We start from the raw sequence: 1,679 nt of genomic DNA on the forward strand, positions 1-1,679 counted from the left end.
GGCGAACTCGGCAGGACTGGCGAACTCGGCCGCGCGGGCGGCGAATGACCATAATCGCAGGGATCCGGCATGGCTTCGCGCATGCCACCCTGGCGCAGGAGATGATGACCATGAACACAGAAGACAATGCCACTCCCTCTGCTGACAAACCGGTGTGGGCCGATATCCGCCATCTTTCGCCGTTGGAATTCGCCCGCCTCGGCGTCTCTCAGATCGCCTATATCAAGCCGGTGGTGGTGCAAGGCGCGCCTGCCTTTGCGATCCACGGCGCCGATGGCGCGCCGCTGGCCGTGACCCCTGACCGCGATCTCGCCCTGGCGGCGATCGTGCAGCACGAAATGGTGCCGATTTCGCTGCATTGAGCCCGGCGCGCGTGTCCGAAGAACCCTACCCGGTTTGCGCGTCAGGCGTACGCCGGGGGGCGTTAGGGTCGGCGCGGCCGTGCGGCGCTTAGCCCTTGGCGACGGTGCCAGGGGCAGGAGTTGTTTGCTCCGCCTGCGCTTGGCGATAGGCGTCGAGCTGATGCTGGGACGGAATCGAATTTTCCACCGCCCCGGTGCTGCTTAAGAACTCGATGACGGTGATCCCGAGCGCGGGATCGATCGTCATTTGCGGGTTGAGGAAGGGCGCCTGTGGCGACGCAGCCGGCGCCGGGCTGGGCGCGGCCGCGGAGGAAGACGGATTTGCCACCGAGCGGGCGGTTGACACACTCGGCAAGGCCGCCGTGTTGACGGAAACTTGGCCGGACATGATGACACCATGCTCTATTGCTGTTTGAGACGGATTGACCTCGTCTGAGTCGGGCGGTTTTACCCCCCGCATCTCAGGTGTATCAAAAATTACGACAGCTTTGATTAAAAAATCGTTACCGCGCGCCAAGCCAGCCCGCGGCAGGCCCGCGGGAGGGGAAAGGCGATCGCAGAGCGCGGGAAAATCTAGGCGGCGTAGCGGAGCGCCGGGTTTCCTTTGAAATCATGCGACCCGGCATGGGTCAGCCGCGCTTGGGTGTCGAGCCAGAGACTGCCGCCGAGCTGACGCCAGCGCCGGCAGAACGTGTAATCCTCGCTGAGATAGACGTGGCTCTCTGGGTCGATCATGCCGTCGAACAAAGCGTGGTTGTAGGCGGTTGCCGGCACCCCGGCGCTGAAAATATGCGCGCCGCCATAGCGGGTTTCGGGGTAGGCGGCGATCATGCGCTCAATCACGTGGCGCTGGATCAGCATGAAGCCGGTGCCGGCGTATTCGGCGGTGACGAAATCGCCCTCGCGGATCAGCGCCGGGCCACGGCAGGGCTCGCCGACATAAAGCATGGCCGCGGTTTCTAGCGCTTCGCCGCCGGCGCGCCGCGCCTCCGCCGCCTGGTCCCAGTGCAGCGCCTTGATCGGATACATCCCGGCGACGACGTCCTTCCCGGCGCGCAACAGCCGCGCCACATGGTCGGGCGTAAACGCGATGTCGGCGTCGATGAACAGAAGATGCGTTGCCGCGGCCTGGCGCATGAAATGCCCGACCAGGGTATTGCGGCTGCGGCTGATCATCGCGTCATGACCGAGGAGCGCCAGCGAGAGGTCGAATCCCGCAAGCGGCGCCTGTTGCATCAAGGCGATCACCGATTCCATGTAACCCTGGGTCACCAGCCCGCCGAAACACGGGGTGGCGAGAAAAAGATGGGCAGGTTT

Annotated in this window: 3 protein-coding genes; 1 reads left to right on the top strand and 2 read right to left on the bottom strand. The window is 64.6% G+C overall.

Translation table 11 applies throughout. The annotated features are described in order from the left end of the window. Positions 1-110 precede the first annotated feature (110 nt). Positions 111-362: a DUF1150 family protein gene (locus ACP5M5_RS08545; RefSeq protein WP_114913570.1), complete on the top strand. Its 252-nt coding sequence runs from the start codon at positions 111-113 to the stop codon at positions 360-362. Between the two features lie 88 nt (positions 363-450). On the opposite strand, the gene ACP5M5_RS08550 is transcribed toward ACP5M5_RS08545, so the two are convergent. Then, on the bottom strand, positions 451-879 hold the full coding sequence (locus ACP5M5_RS08550) for a hypothetical protein (protein WP_427936700.1): 429 nt from the start codon (positions 877-879) through the stop codon (positions 451-453). 56 nt (positions 880-935) lie between these two features. Beyond that, a partial coding sequence (locus ACP5M5_RS08555) for a hypothetical protein (protein WP_427936701.1) occupies positions 936-1,679 on the bottom strand: 744 nt, incomplete at its 5' end.

Source organism: Acidibrevibacterium sp. (assembly GCF_049965395.1).
In the GTDB taxonomy this organism is placed as follows: Bacteria; Pseudomonadota; Alphaproteobacteria; order Acetobacterales; family Acetobacteraceae; genus Acidibrevibacterium; species Acidibrevibacterium fodinaquatile.